The following is a 15,815-nucleotide window of genomic DNA, read 5'->3' on the forward strand; positions in this document are numbered from 1 at the left end:
GCACGAGCGCCGCTGCTGCGCGAAGGTGGCGCTATGCGGACACAGATCCTTGAGCTGCACACAGGAGGTTCGGAGAGCATCACGGACATCACCCGCGAGTGCGCCGACTTCGTCGCGGGCGGCGGCGACGGACTCCTCAACGTGTTCGTCCCGCACGCGACCGCCGGGGTGGCCATCATCGAACTCGGCGCCGGGTCCGACGACGACCTGCTCGCCTCACTCGACGACCTGCTCCCCGCCGACGACCGCTGGCGGCACAAACACGGCTCCCGCGGGCACGGACGATCGCACGTCATGCCCGCCTACGTAGCCCCGCAGACCACCGTCCCCGTGCTGTCGGGACGGCTCGAACTGGGGACGTGGCAGTCCGTCGCCGTGGTCGACCTCAACATCGACAACCCGGACCGGCAGGTGCGCCTGTCGTTCCTGACGACGGCGTGAGACGGGAACCGCCGGGGCCCGGGTTGGACGGTGCGTTGACGGGAGATGCCACTAGCGTGTGAACTAGGCGATCAGCGATGGTCACGGAACCACGCGACGGGCGGTGAATGTGGCCCGGCATCGTTGTGACAACTGCTTCGTGCAGGCAAGATTGAGAAAAACCATCTGTGGAGGAGAACTTTCGTGAGCGCGACCGCGGGCCAGGCACAGAGCGAACGCGGCTTGGCTGACCGACTCGGGTTCAAGCCGGGTCAGGTGGTGCAGGAATTCGGCTTCGACGACGACGTCGACGAGGGACTGCGCGCTTCCATCGCCGAACTCACGGGCGAGGCACTGGTCGACGAGGACTTCGACGGCGATGTCGACGCGGCACTGCTGTGGTGGCGGTCCGACGAGGAGGGGGATCTCACCGACGCCCTGATGGACACGGTGCCCCTGATCGCCGACGGCGGCATCATCCTGGTGCTGACGCCGAAGGCGGGGCGTGAACTTCACGTGTCCCCGAACGACGTCTCCGAGGCGGCCACCACGTCCGGCCTGTCGCAGACCAGTGCGATCAGCGTCGGCGCGGACTGGTCGTGCACCCGGATGGTCGTTCCCAAGCGGTGACGGACTCCACCCCGACGGGGTGGGGGTATCCGGTGCCGCGCGTCCCGAAGGAGGGCGCGCGGCGCTGAGGAGCGCCCGCCGACGAACATGACCGACACCATCACCGCGGGCGCCCACGCGCCCGACTTCACTCTGCACGACCAGTACGGGCAGGACACGACCCTGACCGGCCTGCGGGGCCGCCCCGTGCTGGTGGTCTTCTACCCTCTGGCCTTCTCCGGCGTCTGCTCGGGCGAACTGGCCGACCTGAGCGCGCGCCACGCGGAGTTCGAGGCACTGGGGGCCACGGTCCTCGCCGTGTCCGTGGACTCGGTGTTCGCCCTGCGCACCTGGTCGGACCGGGAGTCCTTCCCGTTCGCCCTGCTGTCGGACTTCTGGCCGCACGGGGCGGTCGCCGACGCCTACGGGGTCTTCGACTCCTCCCGCGGCACCGCGCGGCGCGGCACCTTCCTCGTCGACGCCGACGGGATCGTCCGCTGGACCCTGACCACGCCCGTCTCCGAGCCCCGCGACGTGGAGGACTACCTCCGGGAGCTGCGCTCCCTGGCCGGAAACGGCAGGCGCGACGGCCGTTCCGAGGCGGTATGATCGCTCGCGACGCGGGCGCGTAGCTCAGTTGGTCAGAGCAATTGCCTTACAAGCAATAGGTCAGGGGTTCGAGTCCCTTCGCGCCCACGGACTCGGGACGACCCTGCTCGGGGGCCTTCGGCCGCCTCGCCGGGTCGTCCTTCGTGTTTCCCGGGGGGAGACCCCCCGAACCCCCCGAGGTACCCTCCTGGGGCCGAGGTCGCGCAGATCGGTGGGGTGAGCACGGCGGTTTCTTGCATCGCGGGGGTCGTGGTTGGATCGCGCAGGGTCCACTCGACACTCACACGACTCTGCCCGGGGGCCTTGGGCCGCTTGGCGGGATCGTCTTGTCTTCTCTTCTGGGGAAACGCGGGATTGCTCCGATGTGGCGGTTTCACCTGTAGCGCATCGCGGCTTCTGCTCGCTTGGTGAAGTCGGCGGGAGAGATGATGCCCCGTCCCTTCCACCCCTTCGGGCGCCCCAGGACGAGCAGGTCGCTGTCGTTGCTGACGATCAGAGATGCATCGGTGAAGGCGGCCAAATCGAGGATCAGATTGTCCTCGGGGTCCTCACAGTCATGTTGCGTCTGCGGAACGTCGCTGTAGTAGCCACCTCCGGACAGCTCAGCCAGGTCGCAGATGAGATCGATATAGGTGTCCACATCCGATTCCAGCCATCCTGTGTCGATCAGCTTGTGATCGACCATGGCGAGGATGTGCTCACTCACCTCCAAGGCATACCCCCGTCCCAAGACCCCTCCATCACGGACTACTCCGAGAACGTGCAGGCTTGGATGCACCCGCCGGGGAGGAAGTGACGGTATACCGTCGAACCCCAGCGGGTCACCCAGAATCTCCAGGTTGTTGCCACTGACGGCATCGATGTAGACGTTGGCGTCCAGTACGACACCGAGCAGGGAACCTCCATCGTTCACTTACGCCGGCTCCTTGTCCTGCGACGTACCCGCTCCAGAGATGCTTCCTTCTGCTCGGGAGTCGCTGCACGCCAGCTCTCCTTCGCTCCATCCTTGGTTGCGGCTCCTCGACCGGAGGAAGCCATTGCGTCGGCAACCTGGTCAAGTCCGGTGTCAACGCCATCGATGAGTCGCGTGCGACGCTCCGCCAACGCGAGCACGTCTGCGGCCAGCAACCGCCAGTGCGTGCCCACACGTGTCGCGTTCACATCGCCGCGCTCGATGAAGCGATACACCATGGGTCGGGACACACCGAGTAGTTCGGCCGCCTGCTGTGGACTGAGCATCACATCGTGGCTGATGACGGAGACGCTTTGGCCGTTCGCCCTGGCAAGGGCGATCGCCAAGAGGGCTCGCAGCTCGTCTCTGTCGAGTTGGTACTCTTCTCCGCCGGGTAGCCTCAGGACCACCTGCGCTGTGTCGCTGAGGATCTGGCTGACGGCTGTTCGGGTGGCTTCCCTCTGCTCTTCTGATGCTGGCGGAGCGATCTCCTCCACCACTCTGGTGAGTGCTGTAGCCATATCACCCTCCCTTAACTGTAATAAGTGTAACCTCTCGACGGTGTCGGTACACAAGGATCGGCAGAGGTCTTGCGCCCAGGCACGGACCGCAATCGTGGCGAGCGATCATCGGATCCGCTTCGTGGACCGGCGGTTCCATCGCATCTGCACACTGTGGCGTTTGAGGAGGACGCTCACCGTCTGCCGGGTGATGTCGAAGCGTTCTCCCAGCTTGTAGACGTTCGTGCCTGCCTGGTAAGCGGCGATCAGCTCGTTGACCTCGCGCGGCTTGAGGCGCTTCGCGGTACTCGGCTTCTTCATGGGTTTCTTGTGCTGGGGGAGTGGTGCCGTCGGTGCGGGCAGCTCGCGGAGGAGGGCTTCGAGCTTGTCTGCGAGCCAGGCCGGGTTGTAGTTGGTTTGCCCAGGGTCCACTCCACTCTCACACGACCCTGCTCGGGGCCTTCGGCCGCCTCGCAGGGTCGTTCCGTTCCGTCTACCGGGGGGGGAGACCCCTCGAACCCCCCGAGGTACCCCCCTGTGGCCGAGGTCGCGCAGATCGGTGGGGTGAGTGAGATCCCCTCTCACAACGCGAGGCTGCGCCTCGTTGGCTGTAGTTGGCTTGCCCAGGGTCCACGGACTCAGGACGACCCTGCTCGCGCGTGACCGCGCTCGCCGGGTCGTCCTGTCGTCTCTTCTGAGGGGGGCGGCCCCCAGACCCCCGGTGCGGGGGTTCGCCCCACGGGTCGTCGTCGGCGTGCCCGGGGTCCGCTCTTCGCCTGAGAGCGCCCGGGAGGGCGCTTTCGTCGTTGCACGACGCCTCCATCGCCCGGCCTCGGCACCCGTGGGGGCGGCTCTGGTCACCGTTCCGTGTAGTTCGCGCCGGATCGCTCCGCCGGAGGCGGTTCCCATCCATGCTTGTCCTGAACCTGACAGGCGGACCAGGGACGCGGACGATGACACGAGGAGCGACATGCACCCGGCTCACCGAGGTCCTGCGCGGCAGCGGGCGGGACGTTCTGATGCGGCGCGGCGACGCCACATCGATGAGTTCTACGCGTTGCTGGGTGTCCTGGGACGCGCGCTCGGCGGCCCGCGCCTGCTGCGCGCCCGCACCGGTCGGGACGATTGGCCGAGCCACGGCGTCTACTTCTTCTTCGAGCCGGGCGAACTGCGTCCCTCCGGCGACCACCGGGTCGTCCGCGTCGGAACGCACGCGTTGAAGCGAACCAGCCGAACCACGCTGTGGAAGCGGCTCGCCCAACACCGAGGCAACCGCTCCGGCGGTGGAAACCATCGAGCGTCGGTCTTCCGCCACCATGTCGGAGCGGCGCTCATCGGCCGTGACGGCGGCCGGAACGGCCTGTTGGAGGCGTGGTCGGCCCCGTCGCGGAGTCCCGCGTGGGAGATCGGCGAAGCCGAGGTCGAGCGTCGGGTCAGTGAGCGCATCGGCCGCATGCCGGTGCTCTGGCTGCCGGTGCCCACGCGCGCCGACGGAACCAGCGACCGCGGCTTCGTCGAGCGCAACTGCATCGCCCTGCTGTCCGGGACCTCGGGCGCCCTCGAAACTCCGAGCCGGTCCTGGCTCGGGCACCACGCGGTGAGCCCGCGGGTCCGTGCCTCGGGTCTGTGGAACGTCAACCACGTCGACGACCCCTACGACCCCGCCGTCCTCGACCTCATGCGCGACCTGGTGCGCCCCCGACCGGCGCGCGGGGCGGGCGCTGAGGAGCACCGGGACGGAGCGCCCCGCGTCCAGTCGCCGCTCCGGCGCCCGTCGGTTCCCCCGGCGGTGGCGGACCGGGTCGACGACGACCCTCACGGCGATCGCGCGACGGCCCGCTGACGACCCCGCGGACCTCACCAGCCCTCGGCGCGCGCCCACCGCCGTTCCAGCTCCGGCGCCAGGGTGCGCATGTACGTCGCCCCGACGTGGCTGCTGTCCCAGTACACGAGGACGTTGCCGATCACGGGACGGCACACGCCGCGGTCGCAGAACCGGTCGGTCAGGTCCAGCACCGTCACGTTCGGGGGAAGCTCGACCTCCGTCAGCGGAGAGACCGGCGCCATCGACTCCTCCGGCGCCGAGCCGCACCGGTCCGGGTCGGCCTCGGACAGGCAGTCGGGCACGTCGAAACGGAACCTCGGGGTGTCGCGCACGGCCACCACGTCGATCCCCCTGTTTCCGAGTTCGCGCCACCGGTCCACGTAGCCGTCCACGACCTGCTCCTCGCCGTAGCCGGCGGAGGTGTCCAGGCTGGTCGTGGTGCCCGTCGTGAAGACCGTGTCGGGCCGCAGCCGGTCGAGTTCGGCCATCACCCCGCGGTTCCACTCCGCGCACGAGGTGTAGGGCTCGCCCCGGTAGGACTGGGGGGCGTCGGTGAACAGGCAGGCGCCCTTGACGATGTTGACGAGCCGCCAGTCGCGGTCCAGGGCGATGCTCTCCAGGGCGGGGAACCAGTGCGCCGCGTGCGAGCCGCCCACCAGCGCCACCGTGCGCACCGGGTCGTCGGCCCCGTAGACGCAGGTGATCACCTCGGAGGCGGTGGTCGTCTGGTTGCAGCCGTCGTCGTAGGTCGCGGGCGCGTCCTCGGCCGCCTGGACCAGCGGCGGGTAGAACGGCAGGTCCGGCACCCGTGCGCCGTCGGCCTCGGCCGCTCCCGGATAGCTGCGGCCGTCCGCGAGCAGTCTCTCCCACCGGTCGCGTTCGGCGGACTGGAGCCCGGCCCAGGCCCCGGCCGCGAGCAGGACGGGCAGCAGACAGGCCAGCGCCACCGCTGTCCCGCGCAGCGCCGCCCTCCTCCCGCCTCCGCGCCCCAGCGCGGCCAGCCGGTCGGCCACCGGGGTGGTCGCCGCCGCCAGCAGGACCGACGCCGCCAGGACGGCCGCCCCGCCCGACGGGGTCGCCAGAGCGCGGTCGGTGAGGGACAGGTAGAACACCAGCAGCGGCCAGTGCCACAGGTACAGGGCGTAGGAGATCGAGCCCAGGTAGCGCAGCGGCGGCAGGGAGAGGAGCCGGTCCGCCCCGAACGCCGAACCGGAGGCGCCGGCCACCAGGACGGCCGCGGCGGCCAGCGTGGGCCACAGCGCCGCGTACCCGGGGAAGACCGACGACACCGGAAGCAGCACCCCGCACAGCGCCAGCGCGGCCAGGCCGGTCCAGCCCAGCGCCACACGGGGCGCCCGCGGCAGGTCCCTTCCCAGCGGCAGCAGGGCCAGCAGCCCGCCGAGCGCGAACTCCCACAGCCGGGCGCCGGTGTCGAAGTAGGCCCACGGCTGGTCGAGGCGGGTCATCAGTACCGAGTAGGCCAACGACAGGACGAGGACCGCGGACAGGGCGGCGATCAGCGCGGAGCGCGGGTCGCGACCACCGCGGCGGGCCGTCCACACCGCGACCGCGACCAGAGCGGGCCACACCAGGTAGAACTGCCCCTGGACCGACAGCGACCAGAAGTGCTGGAGCGGGTTCAGGTCATCCCGCGCCAGGTAGTCCACCGAGTTCAGCGCCAGGCGCCAGTTCGTGTGGTGGAGCAGGGCCGCGACCGCGTCGCCCGGCGCCTCGCGCCACCGGGGCTCGGGCAGGAACAGCCACGTCGCGGCCAGCGTCGCCAGGACGACGGCGGCGGCGGTCGGCGCCAGACGCGCGGCCAGCCGGGCCAGGAAGGCGCCGTAGCGGATCCCCCGGCCGGTGGCCGCGCGCACCAGGGAGGCGGTGATGAGGAAACCCGTCAGCATCAGGAAGACGTCGACGCCGCCGGAGACCCGCCCCAGCCAGACGTGGTAGGCGGCCACCAGGAGCACGGCCACGGCGCGCAGACCGTCGATCTCGGGTCGGTGCCCGCCGGTGCCGACGACGGCGGGCCGCGCACTCCCGGTCCCGGTGGGGGCGGTGAGGAGGGACACGGACGGGCGCTCGCTTTCACGTGGGGGAGAGCGGCCATTGTGCCCGTCCCGGATGACCGCGGGGGATACTCCAGCTGAACGGTGCGCCACCGCCGCCGCGCCGGACGGACGGGGGCGCACTCCACGCGGGCGCCTGCTCGGCCGGCGGGGGACCGCGGCGCGCACCGGGACTCGGTGCTTACTCTTCGTGGTCAATTGATTACCTGTGGTGCTACGGTCGTCGCTGTGCGTCCCGGAGCGCTCCGGGACGAGACCGCCGACACGGATCGGAGTCCGCATGCGCCGTCGCTGCGTCCTCGTGGCCGGGGCCGTCTTCGCCGCCCTCACCACCACCTCGGCAGCCGGTTCGGAGGGACCCGAGCCCGGCGCGGTCCACCAGCTCGGCGAGGTCACCCACGGGGGAGAGCCGCTGGCCGGGGCCCGGGTCAGGCTGTACCGCGCGGGCGACGGGTGGGACGCCCCGGCGACCGTCCTCGGATCCGCGCGCAGCACCCCGGACGGGCGCTTCGACATCCGCTACCGGCGCCCCTCGGACCCCGACGCCGTCCTCTACCTCGTGGCGGACGGAGGGCCCGGCGGGCAGGGCTACCGCTCCGCGGGGCGCGACCCCGTCAGCATGGCGGCCGTGCTCCCCGTGTCCGCGCGCTCCCGTGCGGTGGTGGTCAACGAGCGGACGACCGTGGCCACCGCGTTCTCCATGGCGCAGTTCATGGACGGGCGGGACATCGCCGGTCCCCGCCCCGGCCCCCGAAACGCCGCCCTCACCGCGCACAACCTCGCCGACGCGACCACCGGCGGGATCGCCCGGGTCCTGGCCGCGCCGCCCAACGGCGACCGCACCTCCACCCTGCGCACGTTCAACTCCCTGGCCAACCTCCTGGCCAGCTGCGCCGGCCCGAAGACCTGCCAACGCCTCTTCCGCCTCGCGCGCTCCGACGGCCAGCGCCCGCCACGGGACACGTTGCAGGCGGCGCTCAACGTCGCCCGCGCCCCGGGGCACCGGGTCGACCCGCTGTTCAGGGTCTCCCGGACGGAGAACGTGTTCGCCCCGGCCCTCGGCGCCGCGCCGGACGCCTGGACGTTGGCCCTGAGCTACGTCGGCAACGGCCGCGAACTCGACGGGCCGGGCAACCTGGCCTTCGACGCCGACGGCAACGCCTGGATCATCAACAACTACGAGTTCGGCGCCGACCCCCGTGAGACCGTGTGCGGCGGTGAGGACCTCCTGAAGTTCACCCCGGACGGCCGGGACGCCCCGGGTGCGCCGTTCTCCGGCGGAGGTGTCTACGGCGCGGGCTACGGTGTCACGCTGGATCCGAAGGGAGACACCTGGGTCGGCAACTTCGGGTTCCAGGGCCGCGGCTGCGAACGGAACCAGGACCGGCTCTCCCGCAGCGTCTCGCAGTTCGACTCCCAGGGGCGACCGCTCTCCCCGCGCACGGGCTGGCGCTTCGGCGACATCAGCCGGCCCCAGGGCGTCGTCTCGGACCGGGACGGCAGCATCTGGGTCGCCAACTGCGGAAACGACACCGTGACCCGGATCCCGGACGGGGTACCGTCCGACGCGGAGAACATCGACCCGGGCTCCGGCCTGCTGGCGGAGCCGTTCGCGATCACCGTCGACACCCGGGGCCGCGCCTGGGTGACCAGCAACCGGACCTCCAGTGTCCTGGTGCTCGCTCCGGACGGAACGCCCGTTCGGTCGGTCGGCGGCGGCGGGATCGACGCGCCCATGGGCATCGCCTCGGACGGTCTGGGCAACGTCTGGGTGGCGAACTCGGGCATCGTGCAGCCACCCTGCGGGGACGCCAGCATCGAGGACTTCCTCCAGTCGATCCTCAGCCCTGACACGGACGCCTCCGTCACCATGGTGGACGCGGAGGGCGCAACGCCGGACGGTCCGTTCGAGAACGGGGGACTGCACATCCCGTGGGGCATCGCGGTGGACGGAGACAACAACGTCTGGGTCGCCAACTTCGGCGGTCAGCGGGTGGCCCAGCTGTGCGGCGCCGACACCGCGACCTGCCCGCCCGGACACCGGACGGGCCAGCCCATCTCCCCGGCGGACACGGGCTACACCAGCGACGCCCTCGTGCGGAACACGGGGATCCAGATCGACCCCTCCGGGAACGTCTGGTTGGCCAACAACTGGCGGACACGGCCCCGCCTGACCAACCCGGGCGGCCGCGAGATGGTGGTGTTCGTCGGGCTGGCGGCACCCGTGGCGGCGCCCCTGATCGGTCCGCCCCAGCGTCCCTGAACCGGCACCGGACCGCGGTTCCCGAGCCGGGCGGCCGCCCGCACCCGACCGGCCCGCTCAGTCCTCCGCGCGCAGGAGCAGCAGCGCCGTGTCGTCCCTGCGGTGCGGGACCTCGCTCACCTTCGACGTCAGCTCGTCGGCGGCGCGCTCCACCGGCAGGTGGTGCAGCGCCGCCAGCCGGTCGGCCATCCCGGCCTTGGCCTCGTCCAGGTCGATCCCGGGCGCCTCGATCAGCCCGTCGGTGTACATCGCCAGCGTCGCGCCCGGAAGCAGCTCGAACTCGGTCTCGGGGTACTCCGCCTCCGGATCGATCCCCAGCAGCAGTCCCTCGGGCGCCGACAGGATGTGACCGCCGTCGACCCCGCCCATCAGCGGCTCCGGGTGGCCGGCCCGCGCCATGCGCACCAGCCGGGACACCGTGTCCAACCGCAGCAGGAGGCAGCTGGCGAACAGCTCGGACTCCATCATGCACAGCAGCCGGTTGGTCTGGGTCAGCACTTCGCCGGGCCTGCCGTCCCTGGCGGTCGCGTACGCCAGGACGGCCGTGCGCAGCTGCCCCATCAGGGCCGCGGCGGACACGTTGTGCCCCTGGACGTCGCCGATCACCGCCGCCCCCCGGCCCGGCCCGAGCGGGATCAGGTCGTAGAAGTCGCCGCCGATGTCCATGCCCTCGGTCCCCGGCAGGTACCGGGCCGCGCTCGACAGGCCCTGGATCCGCGGCAGCCAGTGCGGGAGCATCCCCGCCTGCAGGCCGCGCGCCAGATTGAGTTTGAGGTCGTACAGCCGTGCCCGCTCCAACGCCTGCGCGATGAGGCCGCCGAGCGAGTTGAGCACCGCCCGCTCCTGCACCGTGAAGTTGTGCGGCCGGGTGAAGCCGAGCATGCACGTGCCGATCGGGCGCCCCGAGGCCACCAGGGGCAGGAACGCCCACCCCTCCATGTCCTTCTGGACGTACACGTCCGGCGACGAGTAGACCGTCTGCAACTCCTTGAGGGATCGGAAGAACCCCGGCACGCCCGTCATCGACGCCCGGGCGGCGGGCGCCGTGGCGTCGGCCGGCTCCCCGTCGATGCTGGCCACGAAGGCCGGGTCGAACCCGCGTTGGCCGATCAGGCGCAGCTGCCTGCGCTCGGCGTCGTGGGTGAACAGGGCCAGCGCGCTGGCCCCCACCGCGGGCACGATCTCGTCCGCCACCAGGTCGATGACGTCGTTCACGCTCGCCGCCTCGGTGAGCGCCGAGGCCAGGTGGAGGATGTGGTAGAGGACGCCTGCCCGGGTCGGCGCCTGACGGGTGTGCGGCTCCTCGCCCTCCCAGTCGACCTCCGTCTCGGAGATCAGCACGCTGACGCCCGTGTCCCCGGGGTGGAGGCGGAACGACAGCCACTGGTCGGGCGGGCACAGCGCCACGAACTCCGTCGGACGGTGGCTGAGCACCGCCGCCCGGTACCGGTCCTCGTACACCGGGTTGTCGAGCCACGGCAGAGCCGTCCACGGACGGTGCCCGACGAGCCGCTCGCGCGCCTCGCCGAGGAGCCGGGTCGCGGCGTCGGTGACCATGGTGACGCGCCCGTTGACGTCCAGGGAGCACAGGCCCTCGGGCAGCCGGTCGACCAGCTCGGTGAGGACCTCGCTCGGGTCCGAGGCGGCGGGCGGCGGACGCAGCATGTAGGGGGCGGGCGTGGGCGTGATCGGCTGCCCCATGGCACGGGCGCGTTCCAGCGTGTCGACCATCGCGCGCGCGGCCCCGGCCAGCGCCTCGCGCTCCTCGCTCGACAGTCCCGGCCGGTCGGAGCGGCCGATGACGAAGAACCCGCCGAGGATCTCACGGTCCGCGGCCAGCGGGTAGGCGACGGTCGCGAAGTCGTAGGGGACGGTGATCGCGGCCCGGGGGAACCGCTGGGCCAGCTCCTCACCGCTCGGCAGCCATACCAGGTGCCGCTCCCGGGCGGCCTCGACCACCGGCAGGGCGGTGCTCAGCGAGACCCGGAACCAGGAGCGCACGAGATCGCGCGCGACGCCCGCCAGCACGGACATCACCAGAGTCGAGTCGCCGGGCTCGACCAGGTAGACGGCCCCGGCGTGCCCGCCCACCGCCCGGATCACCCGGCGCAGCTCCTCGCCCAGGTCACCGAGCCCCGGTGCGTGCTCGGCGGTGCTCTCGCTTCCCGCGGTCGCATCGGACATGGTCCCTCCCCATGTCACCTCGAGTGGCACGGCTCCACGTTCGACGATACGCGTCGGAGGTCACGGCGTCGGTAAAGGCGTGGCCAGGTGTGCCGGACGCGCCGTTCGGGCGCCGTGTCGCGGTCGCGGGCGCGCGGTCCCCGGGTGGACGATGGAGGTGAGGACGGAGGGGACGCTCGTGCGATCGATTCTGGTGGGGGTGGACGGCTCCGACACGGGTCTGCGCGCCGCCGAGTGCGCCGCCCGGGAGGCGGTGTGCCGGGGGATCGGACTGACCCTGATGACCGTGTACGACGGTGACGTGACCGTGTCGGTGTCCCGCTGGCCCTCGGACCTGTTGGAGCGGGAGGCCGTCGCGGCGGCGGACGCGGCCGCGGCGCACGTGCGCGAACGCTGGCCGGATCTGGACCTGGACGTCCGCGTGGTCGACGGCTCCCCGGCGGCGGAGCTGCTCAGGCACGCGGAGGACTTCGACGTCGTCGTCGTGGGCAGGCGCGGCCGGGGCGGCTTTCCCGGGATGCGGATCGGCTCGGTCGCCTACCAGGTCGCGGCGCACGCCCCCGGCTACGCGCTGGTCGTGGGCGAGGCGGGGATGGATCCGGAGAAGACCGAGGTCGTGGTCGGCGTGGACGGCTCCCGGCACGCGGACCGGGCGCTGCTGGCGGCGCTGCGGACGGCGGACCTGCACGGGGACCGGGTGCGCGCTGTGTGGGCGTGGTCCGTTCCCGTGTTCGCCGACACCGGGGTCGGCCCGTGGGGCCGCGTGGAGGAGGGGATGGCGGAGGAACAGGGCGCGGCGCTCCACGCGGTGCTGGCCCGGCACCTGCCCGACTTCCCGGACGTGGAGGTGGTCCGGCAGGTGGTGCGGGCACAGCCCATGGCCGCGCTGCTGGACGCGGCGGGCGACGCGCGCATGATCGTGGTCGGGGCCCGGGGCACCCGCGGGTTCGCCCGTCTGGCCCTCGGCGGGGTCGCGCACGCCCTGCTCCACCACGCGCCGTGTCCGGTTCTGGTCGCGCACCGGGTCTGAGGGCCGCGGTCCGACCGTCAGTCGTCCGGCATGACCAGGACGGCGGCGCCGTCGACGCGGTCGGCGGCCAGGTCGGCCAGGGCCCGGTCGGCGTCCTCGAACCGGTAGGGCGTGGTCTGGACGGTCAACGGGTGCTCGGCGGCGAAGGCGAGGAACGCACGCGCGTCGGCACGGGTGTTGGCGGTCACGCTGCGGACGCAGCGCTCCTGGAAGAGGTGCTCCTGGTAGTTGAGCGGGGGCACGTCGCTCAGGTGGATGCCCGCGATCGACAGCGTCCCGCCCCGGTCCAACGCCGCCAGCGCGGTGGGGACCAGGTCGCCGACGGGGGCGAACAGGATCGCCGAGTCCAGTGGCTCGGGCGGGGCGTCGCGGGCCCCCGCGGCCGAGTGGCAGCCCAGGCGGAGCGCGAGTTCCCGCGCCCGCTCCGACCGGGTCATGACGTGGACGCGCGCGCCCCCGGCGAGCGCGACCTGCGCGGTGAGGTGGGCGGAGGCGCCGAACCCGTAGATCCCGAGCACCCCGCCGGAGGGAAGGTCCGCACGGGCGAGCGCGCGGTGGCCGATGACGCCCGCGCACAGGAGCGGCGCGGCGGTCGCGTCGTCCAGCCCCTCCGGCAGCGGGTGCACGTAGCGTTCGTCGGCGGTCAGGTAGCGGGCGTAGCCGCCGTCGGTGTCCCACCCCGTGTACGTGGAGCCGGGGCACAGGTTCTCGTCGCCGCGCCGGCAGTAGCGGCACCGCCCGCAGGTTCCCGCCAGCCAGGCCACCCCCACGCGCGTACCCGGGGCGAGCCGACCGGCCCGCTCCCCGCAGGCGACCACGTCGCCGACGACCTCGTGCCCCGGGACCGTGCCCGGCCGGCGGGGCGGCAGGTCGCCCTCGGCCAGGTGCAGGTCGGTGCGGCAGACGGCGCACGCGCGCACGCGCACCACGACCCGGTGCCCGGTGGGCGGTCGGACCGTCCGCCGCACGCGGCGCAGCGGACGGGTGGCGACGGGACCCGGGTGCCGGACCGCCCAGGCGTCGGATCCGACGGCCGCGAAGGGATCCATGCCCCGACCCCAACACGAATGGCGTCCCAGGTCAATGGACATGTGGCCGGTGCCGTTCCGGCGGCGCGGCCGGGCGCTCGGGGTGTAGCTTGGATGGAGGGGGACGGACACCGGGAACGCGGTCGACGCGGCGCCCGCGCATTCCCAGACGGGGCCCGCAGCCCCGCACCCGCGTGCCCGAGGAGGCGTTTCCCGTGCCGCGCTGGCTCAGAGCCGGAGTCGTCACCGCCGTCGTGATCGCCGTGGCGCTCCTGGCGTACCTACTCGCATCCACGCTGTTCGTGACCGGGACCGCCGGGGCCCGTCCATGGACCCTGACCGCGCTCACCGCGTGGGACGCGCTGTTGCTGGGGGCCGCCGTCGCCGTCGCGGTCTTCGGCTGGCGCTATGTCCGCGGGGTGTTCCCGCACTCGGTCGGCGGGGCGGCCGCCGTCCTGACGAGCCTGGTCCTGCTGCTCGCGGCCCCGTGGCCGTACACCGCCGTGCGGGCACTGGCCGGCCCCGGGGGAGGCGCCGCGACGTGGGCCGACCTCGTGTTCCACGTCCTGATGGGCGCCGCCGCGCTCGTCGTGGTCGGCGGGTTGGTCCGGCTCGCGCGCGACCGCTGGATCTTCGAGGCGGGCCGGGAGCACGCGCGGGCGGCGCCCGCGGCACGCGCCAGACCGGTGAAGGGAAGGCACCACAGGACGACGAGCTGACCGCGGGCCACGTCTCCTCCTGACGACGCCCTCCGGCCCACCCGCGCTCCGGGGCGTGCCCGGTCCGGATGCTCCGGGCGTCCGGATGCCCCACGCATCCCGGCGTACGATGGGTGGACGTGCTGTCGAGGGGGGGACGATGGCCCGGATCACGCGGGCGGAGCAGCAGGCCCGCAACCGGTCACGCGTCCTGGCCGCGGCCGGGGACGAGTTCGCCGAGCGCGGCTTCCGCGATGCCAAGGTCGACCGCATCGCCGAACGCGCGGAACTCACCCGGGGCGCCGTCTACTCGAACTTCCCGAGCAAGCGGGCCCTGTACCTGTCCGTCCTGGCCGAGGCCGCCGAGCGCGCGGTCGACGGACGTCCCGCGGACCGGCCCGCGACGCCTCCTGCGACCGCGGACACGCCCCGCGCGGCGCTGGGCGCGCTCGCCCGCGCCCTGCTGGCCGGATCCTCGCCGGACGCGCCGGACACGCTGCCGGGGTGGGCCGATCCGCTCCCCGAGACCCTCGACGACGCGCCGCTGCGGCAGGCCTACGCGCAGCTGCTGCGGCTGGAGGCGGTGCTGCTCGGCCTGTCCCTGGAGACCCTCGCGGGGCCCGGCGCGGGTCGCAGGGTACGCGTCGCGGAGGCGGCCCTGACCACCCTGTACGGCGCCGTCCGGCTGGCCGGTGCGGCCCCGGGCTTCGTCGACCCCTTCGGTGTGATCGGCGCCTGCGCGAACCTGGCCGACCTGGACGTGGCGGACTCCTGGCCGCTCCCGCACCTGGAGCACGTGCCGGCGGCGGACCCCGCGGACGCGCCGTGGTCGCCCCCCGGGGCGTTCGACGCGCTCCGCCGCGCACCCGCCGATCTGTCCGGCGACGGCGTGGTCGCGGTCCTGGGGCTGCACCGGTTGGAGGCCGTGGAGGAGGCGGTGCGTTCGGCCCCCGACGGCGCGGACGTGACCGCGGTCGTGGTCACCGGGGACCCGCGGGAGCGGATGCCGCTGGCCCGGTCGGTGCTCGCACGGCTGTGCGCGGCCCTGCGGGAATCCGTCCCCGAACGCGCGTGGCCGCCACCGCGTCTGGTCCTGGACGACGCCGGCGCCGTCGCGGCGGCGGCCGGTGTGCTCGGGGTCGACGACACCACCGAGGCGGCCGTGCGGATCTCCGGCGGTCGGATCACGGCCCGTGCGGCGGGCCGGGGCGCGGGTCACGCCGTGGCGGCCCCCGCCGTCGCGCGTCCGCGCTGACGCGACCCCGTCGTGCTTTGCCACCTGCCGCGACTCGGGATACCGTGCATTCCAGATGATCTGATCATCTGAAATCCGGGGCGCCTCCCCGTGGCGCCCCCTCACGTGAGGAGAAGGTTCGATTGGCACGCACCGGTGACAGTGGGCCGCCGCTCACGTGTTCGTTCTGCGGCAAGGACCAGCGCGGCGTCCGCAGGCTCATCGCGGGCCCGGGGCGCGTCTGCATCTGCGACGAGTGCGTGGGCCTGTGCGACGAGATCATGGAGGAGGAGGGGCTCGCCGACGCCACCGAGCTCACGTGGGACAGTCTGCCCAAGCCGCGGGAGATCTACGAGTTCCTGGACTCGTACGTGATCGGTCAGGAGCAGGC

15 protein-coding genes and 1 tRNA gene are annotated in these 15,815 nt (G+C 72.6%); 10 read left to right on the forward strand and 6 right to left on the reverse strand.

Features of this window, described 5'->3' with window-relative positions; genetic code table 11:
* The first annotated feature begins 33 nt into the window (after positions 1 to 33).
* The 4 genes from ACIBFB_RS23500 (at position 34) to ACIBFB_RS23515 (ending at position 1,725) form a co-directional block, all read left to right on the forward strand.
* Entirely contained in the window at positions 34 to 441 is a 408-nt protein-coding gene (locus ACIBFB_RS23500; protein WP_358568784.1) for a YjbQ family protein, read from the forward strand.
* Positions 442 to 624: 183 nt separating this feature from the next.
* Positions 625 to 1,050, forward strand: a complete 426-nt coding sequence (locus tag ACIBFB_RS23505) for a DUF3052 domain-containing protein (RefSeq protein ID WP_397233577.1) — start codon at positions 625 to 627, stop codon at positions 1,048 to 1,050.
* Between the two features lie 87 nt (positions 1,051 to 1,137).
* Positions 1,138 to 1,638 (forward strand): peroxiredoxin, encoded by a 501-nt coding sequence (locus ACIBFB_RS23510; protein WP_397233579.1) that lies wholly within the window; start codon positions 1,138 to 1,140, stop codon positions 1,636 to 1,638.
* A 13-nt stretch (positions 1,639 to 1,651) separates the two neighbouring features.
* Positions 1,652 to 1,725: transfer RNA gene (locus ACIBFB_RS23515), tRNA-Val, on the forward strand.
* Positions 1,726 to 2,011: 286 nt separating this feature from the next.
* Here the strand turns inward: ACIBFB_RS23515 and ACIBFB_RS23520 are convergent.
* The 3 genes from ACIBFB_RS23520 to ACIBFB_RS23530 form a co-directional block, all read right to left on the reverse strand.
* Complete coding sequence (locus ACIBFB_RS23520) at positions 2,012 to 2,551, reverse strand: hypothetical protein (protein ID WP_397233581.1); 540 nt, start codon at positions 2,549 to 2,551, stop codon at positions 2,012 to 2,014.
* A complete protein-coding gene (locus tag ACIBFB_RS23525; RefSeq protein WP_083678371.1) occupies positions 2,548 to 3,111 on the reverse strand; it encodes a helix-turn-helix domain-containing protein in 564 nt (187 codons plus the stop codon). Before ACIBFB_RS23525 ends, ACIBFB_RS23520 begins: the two co-directional genes overlap by 4 nt.
* Before the next feature lie 105 nt (positions 3,112 to 3,216).
* Positions 3,217 to 3,411 (reverse strand): hypothetical protein, encoded by a 195-nt coding sequence (locus tag ACIBFB_RS23530; RefSeq protein WP_397233584.1) that lies wholly within the window; start codon positions 3,409 to 3,411, stop codon positions 3,217 to 3,219.
* Positions 3,412 to 4,147: 736 nt separating this feature from the next.
* Between ACIBFB_RS23530 and ACIBFB_RS23535 the strand changes: the two genes are divergently transcribed.
* Positions 4,148 to 4,933 (forward strand): hypothetical protein, encoded by a 786-nt coding sequence (locus ACIBFB_RS23535; protein WP_397233586.1) that lies wholly within the window; start codon positions 4,148 to 4,150, stop codon positions 4,931 to 4,933.
* Positions 4,934 to 4,947: 14 nt separating this feature from the next.
* Here ACIBFB_RS23535 and ACIBFB_RS23540 read toward each other — a convergent pair whose 3' ends face one another.
* Positions 4,948 to 6,990, reverse strand: coding sequence for an acyltransferase family protein (locus tag ACIBFB_RS23540; protein ID WP_397233588.1), 2,043 nt, complete (start codon positions 6,988 to 6,990; stop codon positions 4,948 to 4,950).
* A gap of 277 nt (positions 6,991 to 7,267) precedes the next feature.
* On the opposite strand from ACIBFB_RS23540, the gene ACIBFB_RS23545 reads away from it, so the two are divergent.
* Positions 7,268 to 9,250 carry a hypothetical protein gene (locus tag ACIBFB_RS23545; RefSeq protein WP_397233590.1) on the forward strand — a complete coding sequence of 661 codons (1,983 nt, stop codon included), beginning with the start codon at positions 7,268 to 7,270 and terminating at the stop codon, positions 9,248 to 9,250.
* A gap of 57 nt (positions 9,251 to 9,307) precedes the next feature.
* Here the strand turns inward: ACIBFB_RS23545 and ACIBFB_RS23550 are convergent, their stop codons facing one another.
* A complete protein-coding gene (locus ACIBFB_RS23550) occupies positions 9,308 to 11,434 on the reverse strand; it encodes a SpoIIE family protein phosphatase (protein WP_397233592.1) in 2,127 nt (708 codons plus the stop codon).
* Positions 11,435 to 11,612: 178 nt separating this feature from the next.
* Here ACIBFB_RS23550 and ACIBFB_RS23555 point away from each other — a divergent pair, with 178 nt between their 5' ends.
* A complete protein-coding gene (locus ACIBFB_RS23555; RefSeq protein WP_397233594.1) occupies positions 11,613 to 12,464 on the forward strand; it encodes a universal stress protein in 852 nt (283 codons plus the stop codon).
* Positions 12,465 to 12,481: 17 nt separating this feature from the next.
* Here ACIBFB_RS23555 and ACIBFB_RS23560 read toward each other — a convergent pair whose 3' ends face one another.
* Complete coding sequence (locus ACIBFB_RS23560) at positions 12,482 to 13,513, reverse strand: zinc-binding alcohol dehydrogenase family protein (protein ID WP_397233596.1); 1,032 nt, start codon at positions 13,511 to 13,513, stop codon at positions 12,482 to 12,484.
* Between the two features lie 194 nt (positions 13,514 to 13,707).
* Between ACIBFB_RS23560 and ACIBFB_RS23565 the strand changes: the two genes are divergently transcribed.
* The 3 genes from ACIBFB_RS23565 to ACIBFB_RS23575 all read left to right on the forward strand — a co-directional run.
* Positions 13,708 to 14,211 (forward strand): hypothetical protein, encoded by a 504-nt coding sequence (locus tag ACIBFB_RS23565; protein ID WP_397233598.1) that lies wholly within the window; start codon positions 13,708 to 13,710, stop codon positions 14,209 to 14,211.
* Between the two features lie 139 nt (positions 14,212 to 14,350).
* Complete coding sequence (locus tag ACIBFB_RS23570; protein ID WP_397233600.1) at positions 14,351 to 15,445, forward strand: TetR/AcrR family transcriptional regulator; 1,095 nt, start codon at positions 14,351 to 14,353, stop codon at positions 15,443 to 15,445.
* A gap of 122 nt (positions 15,446 to 15,567) precedes the next feature.
* Positions 15,568 to 15,815: ClpX C4-type zinc finger protein (locus ACIBFB_RS23575; protein WP_397233602.1), on the forward strand; the 248-nt coding region annotated here is incomplete at its 3' end.

Source organism: Nocardiopsis sp. NPDC050513 (genome assembly GCF_044457925.1).
In the GTDB taxonomy this organism is placed as follows: Bacteria; Actinomycetota; Actinomycetes; order Streptosporangiales; family Streptosporangiaceae; genus Nocardiopsis.